Raw genomic sequence first — 18,301 nt, 5'->3', positions numbered from 1 at the left:
TCCCAGGGCGTGTTGACAGAGTACGTCCGCGACCTTGATACGGCGTTGCGACGCCCCTTCGCGGCTCACATACGACCGTGTATGCGCGACTCACATACGACCGTGTATGCGGCGCGGGTCGTCGCCCCTTGTCTGAACGCGGCGCGCCTTCCGATGTCAACACGCCCTAACGCACCCCGCGCGACATGAAAAACTCCCGATACTTCATGTCCGTGCCCATGATGTGCTCCACCAGCCAGTTCTTGGCGAACACCAACAGATCCGTACCCACCGTGGAATTGCCCCCCTCGTACTCCTTGACCAGCTCCAGCACCTTGGCCACCAGCTTGTCATGGGCGCGCAAATGGGCCTCGGTCTCCGGATAGCCGTGCTGCTTGAACAGGGCCGCCTCGCGTCCGAAATGCTCGACCGTGTACTCAACCAGTCCCTTGAGGATGGAACTGCGCACCTCGGACTGCCCCTCGTCCTGGCTGCGCATCGCCCGCGCCAGATCGTTCACCATCCGCACCAGCTTCTTGTGGTCGTCGTCGAACTGCGCGACCCCCACGCACAGCGCGTCGTTCCACGGGAAGATATCCCGCTCCTCGTCCAGCTCCCCCTCCATGTACAGGGCATCCAGGTGCGCAAACAAAACCTTCAGCATCCGGTCGAACTCACCCAGTTCCTGATGCGCCAGATCACTCCGGCCTGCTTCGTGGTCCACCAGGATCTGTTTGCCCAGGGCGTGCAACGCCTGGTGAACCTTATCCATCTCCATGAATTCCGGACGATCGCCGTAACCCTGACGTCCCACTTCCTCGATCCACTGCCCCAATGCGCATGCCGTGGCGGATGTCACCTCGCTGCTCGGCAACGTGATGCGTCCCTCCACGGCGTTCAGCAACTGCATATGATACCCATAATGACCGTCCATCACCTTGCGCACATTGAACGGCGGCAACCCGGAATCCAACTCCAACTGCGCGGAATAAAGCATCTCTCCCCGCTTCTGCAACACCCTGCCCATGCGATCGAAATGACCCACCGCCGCCCGCAGGAACGCCACGGTCCGCATCGCCTCGCCCATCTTCTCGCGCACCGTGTGAAACACCTCACCGGTCACCCCGACCGCCTGACGCATCGCCTGGGCATCGACAAGGGCATCCTGGCTGCGCCGGGCGGCATCCTCGGCGCTACGCGCGCCATCCGAGGCGGCATGCGCCACGGATTGGGTTCCGGTGGCCGCCTCCATGGCCGCGCGCGCCACCTCCTCGGAGGCGATGTTCAACTCCATGGCCGAACGGGTCACCTCGTCGGCGGCGTGCGACACCTGACTCATGGAGTCGGCGATCCGGCGCGTGGCCAGGGTCTGCCCATCCACGGCCTGGGTGATCTCGGCGTTGGCCTGGTTGATGTTGGCGATGATCCCGGCGATCGAATCCATCGCCTCGTTGGCCTGCTTGGTGTGGGTCTGGATCTCCTCGATGAACTGATAGATCATCTCGGTGGCCGCCCCGGTCTGACGTGCCAACTCCTTCACCTCGTTGGCCACCACCGCGAATCCCTTGCCCGCATCCCCGGCCCCCGCCGCCTCGATGGCCGCGTTCAAGGCCAGCATGTTGGTCTGCTCGGCGATGCCGCGAATGATCTCCACCGCCTTGCCGATCTCCTGCGCCGAACCCGACAGCCGATCCATCACCGCATAATTGGATTGGGCCGCCTGTTCCGCCTGCTCCGACTCGCGACTGGCCGCCTGACAACGATCGTTGACCTGGGCCAGACTGCCATTCATATCCTGGATGGAGTGGGAGACCAGACTCACCGAATGGTTGACCTGTTCCAGGTTGCGGTTCACCTCGCGCAGATTGCTGGAGATCTCCTCGGCAGCCGAAGCCATGGTGGAGATGTTGTTGCTGGTCTGCTCCGCAGCACTGGCGATGGTGTTCATGTTCTGCGACAGTTGTATCGAACTCACGGAGATCGCCTGCACGTTGTCCACCGTGCGATCCACCCCCTGCTCCAACTCCACCAGTTCAGCCCCGAGCTTCTGGTTCTCGTCGGTCACCGCTTGCACCACCTGGTGCGAAGTCTCGGTATCCTGGCTCACCAGATCGCGAATGCGAATGATCTGCTGGGATGTGGCGATCATGTTCCCGGTCTGCAACACCATCTGACGGATGATCCATTGCAGATGCCTGCCCATCGCATTGATCCGCTCGCCGATCTGGCCCATCTCGTCGCCCGGGATGCGTCCGGTCAACCGCGCGGTGATCTGACCGTCGCTCATGCGCCCCACCACCTGGGTGACCCGTGCCATGGTGGAGACGATGCGGCGCGTCAGAAGAAACGCGAAAAGCGACCCCAACAGCAGCGCGATCACCGCCATCCCCATGGCCATGAGACTCCAGCCACGGGCCAATTCATTCAGCTTCTGGTTTGACGCCTCCAGAACCTCGTCCGCATGTTTGATATTGTCATCGATGAGCGGCTCGATGGCATGAACGACCTGGCGCATCTCCTCGGACTGCACGGCGATCTTTTCGTTATCCGCCACCAGTTGCATGAAGGAGACGCGATAGGTCTCCAAGAGCTTCAACACCCCCTCCTTGTCCGCCGGGGCCAATCCGCTGGCCTCGATCACGTTCCGAATGCCGGTCAGGCTCTCATGGGCCTTGCCCACATAGGCTTTGTCGAGCCGCAACAGATAATCCTTCTCATGGCGTCGCAGGGTCAGGATATCCCGCTCCAGATTCCCAAGCCCCTGCACCGACTGGGCGCGCGCCTTCTTGGCCTCGGTTTCCAGGGTATGCACCGCCTTGCGCAAGGTGCCCTGGGAACCGGATTCGTGGTTCAATCCGCGCTCCTTCCACGCCTCGACCACCCCCTGGAAGGCGCGCTGATAGGACTCCAGCAGCATGACGATCTTGTTGCCAGTCTCCGGACCGGCATCATCGACCTTGGCGAGCGCCCTGGCCTCACTCCTGGCCTTTTCGACCATCTCGCCGACGCGCTCGGCATATTTGGGTTCCAGGCGGAGCAGGAAATCCTTTTCCGAACGTCGCGCCTCGAGCATCCAGCGTCCGATGGCCGCGGAGTGACCACGCTCCCGATTCACCCGGTTGAGCAGATGGTCATAACCATCCAACACCCGTTGCAGCGTCGAACCGTATTGCCACACCGCCAGGGCGAGCAACAGCATCGGCAGGCCGACGACCAGCGCCAGCTTGTGTCCGAGTTTCATGTCATCGATCGTTTGCATCATCTCGGCATCTCATATTTTGTTACGCATTGCACGACTGACAAGAAAAATCATGGATCAAGTCCGATCACCAAAATCAGTGGTATTACGACAAAAGTGAAGATAAGATATTAACAAACATATGCTTATGACGCACCCGAAAGACAGGATGAGGAGCATGATGGTCTTGTATCAACCCGGACGCACCCCTGTCAAGAGCATTGCATGAGAATTTGGCAACACCCAACGCCCGACAGCCCGAAGTCGGGCTGCCGAGGATCCGTGCATGCGTGGAACAGCTTGAAAAAAAAGCACTCCGACAATGAATGCCGTCGTGAATCAGACAGGCGGATGGTGGGAATCCAAGGCCCAGGAGGAGACAAAATCGTGCGGTTGGGAGGTGATTCCGGCCAAGGTGGCGGCATCTGGCGACAGGCTCCCCGCTTGCGAAGCGTCGCCCAACACCATGTCGTGGTAATCGCTACTACGCCATGGCAGGGTATTGGCCGCGTCGGCGCTGGTGGTGGCCGTTGTGATCGGGATGACCGAATGGGGCGCGCCATCGTCCAAAAGCGTCTTCACCCCCTGCCGGGCAAGCTGCCAGGGATCGACGGATGAAACAGGCTGGACCCCATCGTTTGGAACGAACCGGAAACCAACCTCGGCCATGCTGCCAAGACTGCCGTCGTTCCATTCGAAGGTGGTGCGGGCGGTGAGGGTGTTGCCCTGTTGGGTTTCGATGCCAGCCGATCCGGTCGGGGTGAGATTCAGGGCCGCGATGCCGAGTTGCGCCAGACCGTGCAACTCGCCCGTGTCGGATACGCCGTCGTGGTTGAGATCCCGCCACACCTGCAAGCGGGAATAGGCGTCGTCATCGGCGTCCACGCGACCATCGTGGTTGAGATCGAAGCTGGCCAGGGCGTTCAGGCTCGACCCGCTGCCCGGCACCGCCTGATCCGACACCAGTTCGGCGATCCCCTGGATACGGCCATCGTGATCGGCATCCAGCACCAGCAGACCATCCCCACTCGAGATCCACCCCGTGGTCTCGGTGGCGCCATCCTGGTTCATGTCGAAGCGCACCCCGTCCCCGGCAGAGGTCAACCGCACCCCGTTCCCATCCAGATCGAGCACCAGGGGATCCCCGGAAATGCAGGTCGTCAGAAGATTGTAAGATCCGGTATTGGTTCCACCATACCCCCCAACCGCCAGATAATGAACACCTGTGTAAGTTGCGGTGTAGGAGAGTTGAGAGTTAAGAACGCCATTCGCATCATCGTTCTCCACCAATACCCCCCCGACGGAATTCAGCAACCACAAATACGGATCGGGCAGGCTGATACCGTTCGCGTTGAACTGATAGATGTTGCCCGCGGTCAGATGGACGATGAACCAGTCCTGATCGCCAGCCACTTCGAGGGTATCGCTCACCGATCCATTCAACGCCACCTGAAAGGAGGTGTTGACATTGGCCGGCACGTCCTGGGTGACCAGCGTGGTCATGGTATAGGTGGAGAGGCTTTCGGTGATGCCGTCACTGACCCGGAATGTAAACGTCTCGGAGCCGGCCACATTGGCATTGAAATGCAAATTGCCCAGATTGGCGCTGGAGATGACGAGGTTGTTTGGACTCTGAATCCAGAAACTACCATCGAAATAGCTGAGATGGCCGCTGCCACTCACGATCCGAATCGATGCCAGCGTGTTGTTGTCTACGTCCGAGAAACCAAAACTGTTCGCATTGAACGTGTAATCGGTGTTGATCGGCATGGATAGGGATTGATTGGCGGCGGTCGGGGCGTCGTTGACCCCGGTCACGCTCACCTGCGAGGTGACGACCGAGCTGGTCAGGATACCCCCGTTACCCACGGAGTTGGTATCCGTCACCTGCCAGGAGATGGTGCGCGAAGCGGAAAGGGCGGTCGGATTCTCACTGGTCGAAGAGAAGGTGACGCTGTTCAAGGCCCCCATGTAATCGGCGATCGAGGCTGCTCCCGAAAAGGTCAACACGCCGGTGGAAGGATTGTAGGCTCCGGCGATGCCGATCGGAGCGGAAAAGTTCAAGCTATCGCCACCAGTGAAGCCGGAGCTGATCCAAACCGACGCGCCGGTCAGATTGACATCATCGACATCGGAGATGGACAGGGTGCCGTGCAAGGTGACGGGCGCGCCGTTCTCGGTGTAGTTCGGCGTGGATTGGCCCCAATAGGAAAGACCGAGATTGTCCACCGCGATGATGCGGTAACCGTCGTTGGAGATGAAAGGATAGAGCGTGGTGGCGGTGGCGACCGCACTGTTGGTCACGGCAACGCCCGCACGCAGGGGGTCGGAAATCACATCGGTCATGGAGTGCTGGGTGACAAGGGATCCGATGTTCCCATTCGCATCGGCGTTGTACACCTCGAATTTCATGTAAAAATGGTTGCTGCCCAGATCGGTGACCGTGAGAATGACGTTGTACCAGGCATTGGAAGGGGAGATCCCCCCATTGTTCCAGGTGATGATCTGACTGTTGCTCGTGGCGTTGCCATTGGCATCCACCGCGCCATTACTCAAGAAGCCACCGCCGCCGCCATGGAACAGAACCCCCACATGCGACCCGGCAGGGGCGCCGTAGTTGCCCGCGCTCGACGAGGGTGACGCAGTGGTGAAACCCAACGCGCCGTAGCCCGAGTTGCCGCCACTCTCCACGAAGGCCGTCAGGACATACGTATTGCCCACCCCAACCGGGATCCCGGAGTTCAAGGTCCAGACCTGATCGGTGTTCGCGGCGATCGCCACGCCACCACCACCGCTCAGACCCGCGGTGTTCGACCAGGTGACCGAACCCGTGGCCGACGTCCCCTGGGTGAAATAGCCGGTCAAGGCCGTGCTGACATCAAACGTATTGGTCGGCAAGTTGATCTGCGAGGGTGGCAGGGTGATGACCGGCGCGATGTTGACCGCGTTCACGGTGATCGAGATCGTGCCCACGACCGGGGAGTTCAACGCCCCGTCGCTGGTCGTGAAGGTAAAGGAGTCCGAGCCGGTGTAACCGCTGTTTGGTGTATAGGTGTATGCCCCCGTGGCGGGATTGAAGGCCGTCAAGGTGCCATGGTCGGGTGTATCGACGATCGTGAAGGTAAGGGCGCTCCCTTCCGTATCGGTGCCGGAAAGCGTATCGGACACCCCGGTGTTTATCACGGTTGTCAAGGTGTCGTCATTGGCGCCCGGCGCGTCGTTCACCGGCGCGATCCCGACCGTGACCGTGGCAAAGACGGTGGAAAGGCCATCGCCGACCGAATAGGTGAACGAATCCGAGCCGTTCTGATTCGGATAGGGAGAGTAGATATAGGCTCCGGTGGCGGCATTGGTGATGGTCACATGCCCTCGGCTCCCGTCCGTGACGAGGGCAAAGGTCAACGCATCCCCATCGATATCGCTCCCATTCAGGGTACCGTTCACGGACACGTCTTCGTTCAGGTTGAGGGTTGCGTCGATGGCAACCGGATCGTCGTTGACCGGATGGATGGTGATGCCCATCGTTTCGACGTCGCTCAGAACCCCGCCGCCGGTATGGCCGAGATCGCTGGTGGTGATGGTCAGGGTGTCGGAACCGTGGTAATCCGCCGTCGGGGTGTAGCTCAGGGAGCTCAAGGCGGTGCTGATCTGAACCGCAGTGCCGGTCAGGGTGAAACTCGACAGATTGACCGTCGATATCGACGCCCCGCCCGTGGCGGCGAAAGCGAGGGTGCCATGCGCGACCGACACCACGGTGGAGAGCGCATCCGTGGCGCCGGCCTGGCTGGTATCCACGGCATCGGTAACGGTGATGGCCGGAACGGACACGGTGCCATCCTCGTTCACCACCACGCTGGAGGCGGTCGGAGTGATGACCGGCGCGTCGTTCACCGGATTCACGGTGATGGCGATCGCGTCGCTTGCCATGAGCGTGCCGCCGATGCCGTTGTATCCCTCATCGTGGGTCACGATCACCAGCGTGTCCGCACCGTTGTAATCCGCCGTCGGCGCGTAGACCATCCCCTCCAGGGCGGCGTTCACCCCGGCGGCACTGCCGCTGATCGTCACGCTCCCCGAACCGTTGGCCGTCACCGTCGCCCCACCCCCGGTGGTCACGCTCAACGTGCCGTGGGAGACGCTCACCACGGTCAGCAGATGATCCACCGAACCGGCCTGGCCGGTGTCCGTCGCATCCCCCACGACCATTCCATTGCCGTTGCCCGCCGCGAAAACCAGGCTGTTGTCCTCGTCCACCGCGACGCTCGCAACAGACAGCGCCACCGTCGGCGCGTCGTTCACCGGATTGATGGTGATGCCAATCGTTTCGACGTCGCTCAGAACCCCGCCGCCGGTATGGCCGAGATCGCTGGTGGTGATGGTCAGGGTGTCGGAACCGTGGTAATCCGCCGTCGGGGTGTAGCTCAGGGAGCTCAAGGCGGTGCTGATCTGGACCGCGGTGCCGGTCAGGGTAAAACTCGACAGATTGACCGTCGATATCGACGCCCCGCCCGTGGCGGCGAAAGCGAGGGTGCCATGCGCGACCGACACCACGGTGGAGAGCGCATCCGTGGCGCCGGCCTGGCTGGTATCCACGGCATCGGTAACGGTGATGGCCGGAACGGACACGGTGCCATCCTCGTTCACCACCACGCTGGAGGCGGTCGGAGTGATGACCGGCGCGTCGTTCACCGGATTCACGGTGATGGCGATCGCGTCGCTTGCCATGAGCGTGCCGCCGATGCCGTTGTATCCCTCATCGTGGGTCACGATCACCAGCGTGTCCGCACCGTTGTAATCCGCCGTCGGCGCGTAGATCATCCCCTCCAGGGCGGCGTTCACCCCGGCGGCGCTGCCGCTGATCGTCACGCTCCCCGAACCGTTGGCCGTCACCGTCGCCCCACCCCCGGTGATCACGTTCAACGTGCCGTGGGAGACGCTCACCACGGTCAGCAGATGATCCACCGAACCGGCTTCATGGGTGTCGAGGAGATCGCCGACGTCGATCCCGTTGCCGTTGCCCGCCGCGAAAACTAGGCTGTCGTCCTCGTCCACCGCGACGCTCGCAACAGCCAGCGCCACCGTCGGCGCGTCGTTCACCGGATTCACGGTGATGGCGATCGCGTCGCTTGCCATGAGCGTGCCGCCGATGCCGTTGTACCCCTCATCGTGGGTCACGATCACCAGCGTGTCCGCACCGTTGTAATCCGCCGTCGGCGCGTAGACCATCCCCTCCAGGGCGGCGTTCACCCCGGCGGCGCTGCCGCTGATCGTCACGCTCCCCGAACCGTTGGCCGTCACCGTCGCTCCACCCCCGGTGGTCACGCTCAACGTGCCGTGGGAGACGCTCACCACGGTCAGCAGATGATCCACCGAACCGGCTTCATGGGTGTCGAGGAGATCGCCGACGTCGATCCCGTTGCCGTTGCCCGCCGCAAAAACCAGGCTGTCGTCCTCGTCCACCGCGACGCTCGCAACAGCCAGCGCCACCGTCGGCGCGTCGTTGACCGGATTCACGGTGATGGCGATCGCGTCGCTTGCCATGAGCGTGCCGCCGATACCGTTGTACCCCTCATCGTGGGTCACGATCACCAGCGTGTCCGCACCGTTGTAATCCGCCGTCGGCGCGTAGACCATCCCCTCCAGGGCGGCGTTCACCCCGGCGGCGCTGCCGCTGATCGTCACGCTCCCCGAACCGTTGGCCGTCACCGTCGCTCCACCCCCGGTGGTCACGCTCAACGTGCCGTGGGAGACGCTCACCACGGTCAGCAGATGATCCACCGAACCGGCTTCATGGGTGTCGAGGAGATCGCCGACGTCGATCCCGTTGCCGTTGCCCGCCGCAAAAACCAGGCTGTCGTCCTCGTCCACCGCGACGCTCGCAACAGCCGTCGCCACCGTCGGCGCGTCGTTGACCGGATTCACGGTGACGGCGATCGCGTCGCTTGCCATGAGCGTGCCGCCGATGCCGTTGTACCCCTCATCGTGGGTCACGATCACCAGCGTGTCCGCACCGTTGTAATCCGCCGTCGGCGCGTAGACCATCCCCTCCAGGGCGGCGTTCACCCCGGCGGCGCTGCCACTGATCGTCACGCTCCCCGAACCGTTGGCCGTCACCGTCGCTCCACCCCCGGTGGTCACGCTCAACGTGCCGTGGGAGACGCTCACCACGGTCAGCAGATGATCCACCGAACCGGCTTCATGGGTGTCGAGGAGATCGCCGACCTCAATCCCGTTGCCGTTGCCCGCCGCAAAAACCAGGCTGTCATCCTCGTCCACCGCGACGCTCGCAACAGCCAGCGCCACCGTCGGCGCGTCGTTCACCGGGTTTACGGTGATGGCGATCGCGTCGCTTGCCATGAGCGTGCCGCCGATGCCGTTGTACCCCTCATCGTGGGTCACGATCACCAGCGTGTCCGCACCGTTGTAATCCGCCGTCGGCGCGTAGATCATCCCCTCCAGGGCGGCGTTCACCCCGGCGGCGCTGCCGCTGATCGTCACGCTCCCCGAACCGTTGGCCGTCACCGTCGCCCCACCCCCGGTGGTCACGCTCAACGTGCCGTGGGAGACGCTCACCACGGTCAGCAGATGATCCACCGAACCGGCTTCATGGGTGTCGAGGAGATCGCCGACGTCGATCCCGTTGCCGTTGCCCGCCGCAAAAACCAGGCTGTCATCCTCGTCCACCGCGACGCTCGCAACAGCCGTCGCCACCGTCGGCGCATCGTTCACCGGGTTCACGGTGATGACCATCGCGTCGTTCGCCATGAGCGTGCCGCCGATGCCGTTGTACCCCTCGTCGCGGGTCACGATCACCAGCGTGTCGGCACCGTTGTAATCCGCCGTCGGCGCGTAGACCATCCCCTCCAGGGCGGCGTTCACCCCGGCGGCGCTCCCACTGATCGTCACGCTCCCCGAACCGTTGGCCGTCACCGTCGCCCCACCCCCGGTGGTCACGCTCAACGTGCCGTGGGAGACGCTCACCACGGTCAGCAGATAATCCACCGAACCGGCCTGGCCGGTGTCCGTCGCATCCCCCACGACCATTCCGTTGCCGTTGCCCGCCGCAAAAACCAGGCTGGCATCCTCGTCCACCGCGATGCTCGAAACAGCCAGCAGCGCCACCGTCGGCCCGTCGTTCACCGGGTTTACGGTGATGGCGATCGCGTCGCTTGCCATGAGCGTGCCGCCGATGCCGTTGTATCCCTCATCGTGGGTCACGATCACCAGCGTGTCCGCACCGTTGTAATCCGCCGTCGGCGCGTAGACCATTCCCTCCAGGGCGGCGTTCACCCCGGCGGCGCTGCCGCTGATCGTCACGCTTCCCGAACCATTGGCCGTCACCGTCGCCCCACCCCCGGTGGTCACGCTCAACGTGCCGTGGGAGACGCTCACCACGGTCAGCAGATGATCCACCGAACCGGCCTGGCCGGTGTCCGTCGCATCCCCCACGACCATTCCGTTGCCGTTGCCCGCCGCGAAAACCAGGCTGGCATCCTCGTCCACCGCGACGTTCGAAACAGCCGTCGCCACCGTCGGCCCGTCGTTCACCGGATTTACGGTGATGGCGATCGCGTCGCTCGTCGTGAGCGTGCCGCCGATGCCGTTGTATCCCTCATCGTGGGTCACGATCACCAGCGTGTCCGCACCGTTGTAATCCGCCGTCGGCGCGTAGACCATCCCCTCCAGGGCGGCGTTCACCCCGGCGGCGCTGCCGCTGATCGTCACGCTCCCCGAACCGTTGGCCGTCACCGTCGCTCCACCCCCGGTGGTCACGCTCAACGTGCCGTGGGAGACGCTCACCACGGTCAGCAGATGATCCACCGAACCACCCTGGCCGGTATCATGGAGATCGTCAACTTCGATCCCGTTGCCGTTGCCCGCCGCGAAGACCAGGCTGTCATCCTCGTCCACCGCGACGCTCGCAACAGCCAGCGACACCGTCGGCGCGTCGTTCACCGCGTTCACGACGATCTCCAGCGAATTGAAGGCGCTCATCACGCCACCAATGCCATACTCCCCGCCATCGTCCGTGCTGATCTCCAGGGTATCGTAGCCGTTGTAGTCGCTCTCCCCCTGATAGCCCACACCATTCAACGCGGCGTCGATCAAAGAGATCGCACCCTTGAAACTCACATAAGCATCACCAACCCCATCCCCCGTGATAAAAAAGAGCCCTTCGGTTTGCGCCAGGGTCAGCGTGCCGTGTCCCACCCGCACGCTGACGGTCAAAGAGTCGGCCTCGGCATCGTCGAGAACGATCCCAACGATGTTGAGCACACGATCTTCGTCCGCAGTCTGGGAGTCCGGCAGAATGATAAAGGGAGCGGTATTGACCGGTTGAGGTGGCTCTGATTGGCTCTCGACCGTCTTCTCGACCGGCGTCTCCGGGACTGCGGGGGGCAATGCGATCACCACCTGAGGGAGCGATGGTTCCGGTGCCGGTTGATACGCCACGGGAGATGCCAACGAGGCTACCGTTTGCGCCGCCGGAGGTTTGTCCGCGGCTGGGGCGGAGGCGGCTGGGGCGGAGGCGGCTGGGGCGGGAGCGTTGGCGACGACGGGCGGACTCTCCGCGCCAACGGGCGCCTGGGCAACCTCTCCAGGAGCCGCGACGGCTGCCACGGTCTTCGCCGCCACCGGCTCGCCCCCTCCTCCGAGGGCGGCATTCACAATCGCTCCAAGAGCCTGATCGCCCCCGGCGGACACCTGCGCCTTGAACGACTCGGAAGTCGCCTGGCTCGGATCGGCCATGGCCATGATCAACTGCTGCTCGGCGCTCACCGGAACGGTGCTGGCAGCGGCCAGCGTGGTTGCCGCCGCCTGGGCCGCCTGGGCCGCCTGGACCGCCGAGGCCGCATCCCCGCCACCCTGGCTCAGGGCCTGGTTCAGCGCATGGGCGAACGCCTCCGCGCCCCCACCGCCGCTGGCCTGGGCGATGGCTGTGGTGGCGCTGGATCCCCCGGCGGCCAGAGCCGCCATCAGTTGATCCGCCGCACTGACCGGCACGCTGGCGCTTTGTGCCAGGGCGGTGGAGGCGTTGCCGGCGCTCTGGGCGTTCTGCATGGCGGCGGTCACCGGCGCTCCCTGGGAAAGCGCCTGGGTAAGCGCGAAGAGAAACGCCTGGTTCCCCTGCCCGCCGGAAGGATTGAGCGCATTGAGGGTATTCTGCGCCTCGGCGCCATTGGCCAGGGCCATGGCCAGACGATCCGCCGCCGAAATCGGCACGCTCTGTTGGCTCTCCAGGTGGGCAAACGCGCTCTGAACCTGCTGAAGCACGAACGCGGCCTGAAGCGGATCCGCGCCCGACACCAAAGCCTTGGTGAACCCATCCGCCGTGGCCGATTGCCCTTCTCCCTGGGAAACCCCAGCCTCGCGCAGCACCTTCTGGGTATCCTGGCCGCTCGCCAGGGCCTGGGCCAACCGCATGGCCGGCGGCACCTCGACATGGGATTCGGCCTGGATGCGCGCGTGTTGCTCGGCGACCTGACCCGCCTGGGTCAAGGCGGCGCGCGGGTCGAGTCCGTGTGCCATGGCGTCCTGATAGGCCTTCAAGAAGAGCGCCGCCTGCTCCTCGCTCATGCCGGCCAGCATGGTCTCCAGCAACCGACTGTCCGAAACCGGCTCCCTGGACTCCTGCTCGCGCGACTCGGCCTCCTGGGCGAGCGCCGCCTTCTGCAACGCTTTGGCCTGCTTGAGCGCCACGCTCAGCGGTTGCCCGTTCTGCAACGCCTGGATCAGGGCGCTCTGGAAAGCCTCGGTCTGCCCGCCCTTCTCCGCCGCCGCGTTCAACTGTCCAACATCCTGACCGCTCGCCAGGGCGCTCTCCAGGGATTGGGCCGCGTAGGCATCCGCCTGTTGCACCGTTTGCACCAGATTCCGGGCGCCGGACGCCACCTCCTGGGCCGCCTGCTCCGGAGAGTCCCCACGTTCCAAGCCGGCCAGGAGATTCCCCATCAGGGTCTCGCCAACCGCCTTGACCTGTTCGGGGGAGAGTCCCTGCTGGCCCAGGATGTCGTTCAGGGAGTTCCGGGCCGCGCCGAGCGCCTCCCCATCCCCGGTCGCCATGAGCACCGCCAACGCCGAGAGTTGCTTTGCCAACGTCGCCGAAAGGGTCGTATCCGCCATGCCGCTTCTCCGATCAAGCCTGAAGCAGAAAAATCACCCCAACGCCCCTCACTGCCCGAGCAGCGGCACCAGCGTGGATGATGCGAACATCAGGCCGAGGCTTGTTTCTTTTCGATCAAAGCCACGATGGCGTTGATGGTTCGAAAATTATCGAAATCCAGATCACGATTGTCCACCTTCACCCCAAACTCCTTTTCCAAAAAAAGCACCAGGTGCATGGCGAACAGCGAGGTGACCAGTCCCGTGGCGAAGAGATCCTCGTCGTCGGCCACATCCGCATCGCGAATGAATTTTTCCAGAAATTCCCGAATTTTGGCAATCGTATCCATGTTTCACCACGCATCTTTCAGACAAGAATTGCAATCAAGGGAGATCCCGGCTCACAACACCGGGTAGTTGTAGAAGCCACGTCCGTTCTTGCGGCCATGCAGTCCGGCATCGACCATCTTTTTCAACAGCGGACAGGGCCGGAACTTGGAGTCGTTGAAGCTCTCGTAAAGCACGTCCAACGAATAGAGAATCGTATCCAGGCCAATCAGATCCGCGGTCTCCAGAGGCCCCATCTTGTGGCCGAAGCAGCTCTTGAAGATCCGGTCCACCTCCTCAGCCTTGGCCACCCCCTCCTGGACCAGGAACACCGCCTCGTTGACGGTAAGCATCAACACCCGGTTGGAGACGAAACCTGGCGAGTCGTTGACCACCACGCAGCTCTTGCCCATTTTCTTCAAGAAGAACTTCGAGAACTCGATGGTCTCCTCCGAGGTGTGAAAGCCACGAATCACCTCGACCAGGGGTTTCATCGGCACCGGATTCATGAAGTGCATGCCGATCACCCGGTCCGGACGTCGGGTCACCGAGGCGATGCGGGTGATGGAGATGGCCGAGGTGTTGGCCGCGAAGACGCACGAAGGTTTGCAAATGGCGTCGATGCGGCGGTAGACCTCCTCCTTGACCGGCCATTTCTCCACCACGTTCTCGACCAGGTAGTCCACGTCGGCCAGTTTTTCCGGCTCGATGGTGAAGGTGATCCGACCCAGCACCTCCTCGGGTGTCGGACCGTTCTTCTCCTTGGCGAAGAACCCCTGAAAGCGCACGTTGTTGCCGATCTCGATACGGGCGCGCTCCAGGACCGCCTCCGCGATATCGACCAGCACCACATCCATGCCACACTGGGCCAGGTTCTGGGCCACGCCCACGCCCATCACCCCCGCGCCCACCACGCCTGCCGTTTGAATGTCCATCGTCATCTTCGATCCGCGTTCATGAAGATTGATTGTTCCGTCACGCCGCCCGGACCCCCGTTACGCCCAGGATTCCGCGCCACGCCCTCTATGCCATCCCGGTCAGCCGCATCCGCACATACTCCGGAAACGGCGGAATCCGGGTCAAATCGTTCTCCAACAGGGTCACCCCGCGTGCATCCTCGCCGATCTCCCTGAAACCCGCGAATTTGTAGGTGATGTACATCATGCGGTTGCGATCCGTGGGCACGAACTCGGCCAACAGACGCACCCCGTGTTTGCTGGCCTGCTGACGGATCAGAGAGATCAGAATCGACCCCACGCCACGCGCCATCACCCGGCAGGACATCAACAACAGCTTGATCACCCAGGTGTCGGCGCTGGTCTCCATGAGCACCAGCCCGATCTTGCCGTAGGTGCCGTATTTGTCATCCAACCCGGCGATCCACAGGCGATGGTCCGGCGATTGGCTGAAGGCGCGCAACTCCTCGTAACCGTAGGTATAGCCGGTGGCGTTGAGCTGATTGGTGCGTACCGTCAACTCCTCGGCGCGCTTGAGATCCTCCTCCACCGCCGGCGCGATGGTCACCACCATCTCGAGGGTGGCCAGGAACGACTCCTTGGGACCGCTGAACTCCGCCTCCCGTTCGTTGCGCAACTGGTCACTGCGATACATCGCCCTGCGCTTGCGCGAATCGTCGGTGATGAACCGGGGCATCATGGCCGGCAGATCCGGGATCCCGTCCACGTCCGCAGCATCGATGCACAACACCTCCGGATGGGCGAAACGCACCTCGTCGCGCTCGAAGGGTTGATCGTCCACGAAGGCGAAGGTGTTGATACCGATGTTCAGGGTCTTGGCGATCCGTTCGATCGAGTCGGCCTTGGAGTCCCAATGGATCTGCGGATAGAGAAAAAATTCTTCCAGTCCGAACGTTTCAAGCCTCGCCAGGGCGGCATCCGCGTCGTTGCGGCTGGCGATGGATTGCAGGATGCCGCGCTCGTCCAGGATCCGGATCACCCGCACCACATTCTCGCGCAGCACCAGTTGGTCGTTCTCGGACAGAATCCCCTCCCAGAGCGTGTTGTCCAGATCCCAAACCACGCACTTGATCTTGTGTTCCTTGGCCATGGTTCAACTCCGCGCGCCCTTGCGCGACCGGACGCGCTGATCCCGGACGTGATCCAGATGGCCGAACTTGGCGATGATGGTCTGTTGGATCTGATTGCTCCCCTCGATGATCTCCATGATCTTGGCATCACGGAAATGACGTTGCACCGGATACTCCGGACCACAGCCGTTGGCGCCGTGGATCTGCACCGCGTCCGAGGAGATGCGGGCGGCCATGGTCGAGGCGAAATACTTGGCGGTGGAGGTGGCCATGATCGAGCGGGGATCGCGGGCATCCTTCATGCTCCCGGCCTCGACGCAAAGCAGACGGGCCGCCTCGATGTGGGTGATCATGTCGGTGAGCATGCGTTGGATGAGCGGGTGTTCGCGCAGATGAACGCCGAACTGCTTGCGCTCGCTGGTGTAATCCAGACAGGCCTCCAGACACCCCCGCGCCAATCCCACGCAGCCACACCCCACGCAGAACCGCCCGTGATCGAGGGCCGCGCCCGCCACATGGGTGAAGCCGAAACCCGGACGACCCACCATGTTCCCTTCCGGCACCACGCAGCCATCCAGGGTCAATTCGGCCAGCATCGCAGCGCGAAAACCCAACAGTCCCGAAAGCGGCGCACGCGAGAAACCCGGTCGGTCCTTCTCCACCAGAAAGGCCACCGGCTTGTTGTCCAGCTGTCCGAACACCAGGAACAGATCCGCGATCTGACCGCAGGAGATCCACTTCTTGCGACCATCCAACCGATAGGTGCCGTCCTCCAGACGGGTCACCACGGTTTCGACGTTCTTGGCGTCACTGCCGATGTTGGGTTCGGTCAGGGCAAAGGCGCCCAAAGTCGCGCCCGTGGCCAGACGCGGGAGCCATTTTTGTTGTTGCTCGTCGCTCCCCCAGATCGTCAAGGCCTGACACACCATGCCATGCACGGTCAACAGGCTCAACAACGACGCGCTGCCGCGTCCGATCTCTTCACAAAACAGGCCGAAGGTGGCGCTGTCGTAACCGCCCCCCCCCAGTCTGGTCGGAATGGTCGCGCCCAGATACCCCCGTTCCGCCAGGGCGCGCACGATCCCCTCGGGAAGACGCTCGTCGCGATCCCACAGATCCGCGAAAGGGACGATCGCCTCGTCCACGAAGTTCCTGAAACCCTCTTGGGCGTTCAACTGCTCCGGAGTCCACGTCATGGTCGCACCTTAGTTTGTCATGATCCGTCATCGCCATCCGAGCCACATCCCGTGGGCCCCGCCTTCAGTTGGCGGCGTCCGACGACTCCCTGCACCCCAGACAGGAAATCCCCACATGGAAGATGCATTCGTCATCCTTGCGATAGGTATCGAAATAGTAGACCTGCTTGCCGTTCTTGCCCTCGCGGTGACGGACGATCTGCATGAAATAATCCTGGCTGATGATCTCGCCGTTCTGGTAGTGATGGCGGGCATTTTTCTTCTTGTCCATGGCCAGCGCCCCGCCGTATCGCAAATAGGAGACCATGCTGTCCGGATCCGTGGACTTGGCATAACGCATCGCCTCCACGAGCAGCATCACCGAGTCATACGCCTGGGCCGCGGTGGTGTAGGAGGCGAGTTTCTTTTGGAATTTCTGCCTGTATTCCTTGATGAACAGCTTGTTGTCCGGCTCATTCTCGTCGAAAATCCCCACCACCACCGAGCCGTAGACCGGAGAAAAACCATTGACATCCACTTCCAGAAACTTCGGATCGTTCTGCGAAACCCCCAGCACCACCGGCATGTCGAGCTTGAAGTCTCGCAACATCTTGATGAACGGGATCGCCTCGCGGGTGGAGCCGGAAAAAAAGATCGCATCGAGTCGCTTGGCCTGATGTTTGGTCAAAAGACGGGTCACGATGGGAAAATAGTCTTTCTGTTCCGGATAGATGGACTGATAGAAAGCCACCACCGCGTCATCCAGGTGGTTGATGTGCTTGTTGAGGAGCGCGGCCAACTCTTCGCCGGTGGAGCTGCGCACGTAGACGATGCCGACATTCTTGCACCCCGTATCCTCGCACACCTTGGCCATCACCTGAGCCTGGACGTTGTTGTTGGCGATGTTGCGGAAGGTGTATTTGAAATTGTGCTGCGTGAGCTTGGTGGTGGTGGTGGTGGGCCAGAGATTGATGATGCGATACTTCTCGAACACCGCCGACGCGATGATGGCGTTCTCGCCGCCACCGCCCGCGGCCAGGATCGTGGCCACGAAGTTCTGGTCGGCGATATCCTTGGCATAGTCCCACATGTCGTTCGGATTGGAGGTGGTGGGCAGATCCACCTCGACCGCCTCGATCTTGCGCCCTTTGAACACCCCCTTGGGATGGGCGTTGATTTGATCGACCGCCATGAGAATGCCGTTGGTGAAGGCCTCGCGCTTGTTGGCGGTGTAGTAGCCATAACCGATGCGGATCGGCCCCATATCCTCGTCGGTGGGTTTGGATTTGGCCGAAGTCGTCCCGCCCTTGACCTTTTCGACCAGCGGACGCAACACCTCCAGGGTCTTGTCCGGGGCGAGGAAATAGAGTTGCGCCGCTCCGAACAGCAGCACCAGACCGATCAGGATGAACAGATGCGAACGTTTCATGG

Annotated in this window: 7 protein-coding genes; all 7 read right to left on the bottom strand. The window is 62.5% G+C overall.

What is annotated here, in order from left to right:
• Positions 1 to 166: 166 nt before the first annotated feature.
• The gene (locus ACOY6C_RS03990; protein ID WP_420904182.1) at positions 167 to 3,241 is read right to left on the bottom strand and encodes a bacteriohemerythrin; all 3,075 of its coding nucleotides are present in this window, start codon (positions 3,239 to 3,241) and stop codon (positions 167 to 169) included.
• A 315-nt stretch (positions 3,242 to 3,556) separates the two neighbouring features.
• On the bottom strand, positions 3,557 to 13,342 hold the full coding sequence (locus ACOY6C_RS03985; RefSeq protein WP_420904181.1) for a tandem-95 repeat protein: 9,786 nt from the start codon (positions 13,340 to 13,342) through the stop codon (positions 3,557 to 3,559).
• A gap of 89 nt (positions 13,343 to 13,431) precedes the next feature.
• Positions 13,432 to 13,671: an acyl carrier protein gene (locus ACOY6C_RS03980; RefSeq protein ID WP_420904180.1), complete on the bottom strand. Its 240-nt coding sequence runs from the start codon at positions 13,669 to 13,671 to the stop codon at positions 13,432 to 13,434.
• A gap of 51 nt (positions 13,672 to 13,722) precedes the next feature.
• Entirely contained in the window at positions 13,723 to 14,583 is an 861-nt protein-coding gene (locus ACOY6C_RS03975) for a 3-hydroxyacyl-CoA dehydrogenase family protein (protein ID WP_420904259.1), read from the bottom strand.
• Between the two features lie 88 nt (positions 14,584 to 14,671).
• Positions 14,672 to 15,715, bottom strand: a complete 1,044-nt coding sequence (locus ACOY6C_RS03970) for an HAD-IIIC family phosphatase (RefSeq protein ID WP_420904179.1) — start codon at positions 15,713 to 15,715, stop codon at positions 14,672 to 14,674.
• Positions 15,716 to 15,718: 3 nt separating this feature from the next.
• The gene (locus ACOY6C_RS03965; RefSeq protein ID WP_420904178.1) at positions 15,719 to 16,891 is read right to left on the bottom strand and encodes an acyl-CoA dehydrogenase family protein; all 1,173 of its coding nucleotides are present in this window, start codon (positions 16,889 to 16,891) and stop codon (positions 15,719 to 15,721) included.
• 64 nt (positions 16,892 to 16,955) lie between these two features.
• Positions 16,956 to 18,299, bottom strand: a complete 1,344-nt coding sequence (locus tag ACOY6C_RS03960; protein WP_420904177.1) for an ABC transporter substrate-binding protein — start codon at positions 18,297 to 18,299, stop codon at positions 16,956 to 16,958.
• Positions 18,300 to 18,301 lie beyond the last annotated feature (2 nt).

The organism is Candidatus Magnetaquiglobus chichijimensis (assembly GCF_045865675.1).
Lineage (GTDB): Bacteria > Pseudomonadota > Magnetococcia > Magnetococcales > Magnetaquicoccaceae > Magnetaquiglobus > Magnetaquiglobus chichijimensis.
Note: the sequence above shows the minus strand (reverse complement) of the source record. Positions and strands in the feature narration are given on the sequence as shown.